This is a genomic window from Mesorhizobium sp. M8A.F.Ca.ET.208.01.1.1, from assembly GCF_004791315.1.
GTDB lineage: Bacteria > Pseudomonadota > Alphaproteobacteria > Rhizobiales > Rhizobiaceae > Mesorhizobium.
This window is the reverse complement of record NZ_SRUT01000353.1, coordinates 1-292: the sequence shown is the minus strand read 5'-3', so window position 1 is coordinate 292 and position 292 is coordinate 1. Positions and strand designations below refer to the sequence as shown.

The window sequence follows — 292 nt, the reverse complement described above, 5'->3', positions numbered from 1 at the left end:
GGCCTATTGCGGCAAAGCGGACTGAGCATCTGCAGCCAAGTGGAATCACTTGGCGTCGCAGAAATGTGGCTAAGTAAACAGATAGAGCGGATGCCGACTTTTCTATTGACCTGCATCGCGCTCTATCCGGCTGAAATCCCCTTCCGGCTGTTCCCACCGCTCCCGCTTTGCTCTACCAATTGAAGAGCTAGGGCGTCGCCCGGCGGGAGGGGACCAGCGATGCCGAGCTTCGACAGCCTGTTCAACGCCTTCGTCACCATCCTGGTGACCATCGACCCGCCGGGGTTGGCGC

General features: G+C 59.6%; 1 protein-coding gene and 1 pseudogene. Both read left to right on the top strand.

The features are described from left to right. The coding region (locus EN851_RS36915) for a hypothetical protein (RefSeq protein WP_210234964.1) at window positions 1–183 on the top strand (183 nt) is incomplete at its 5' end. A 36-nt stretch (window positions 184–219) separates the two neighbouring features. After that, window positions 220–292, top strand: a pseudogene (locus EN851_RS37985) (MarC family protein); the annotation flags it as partial.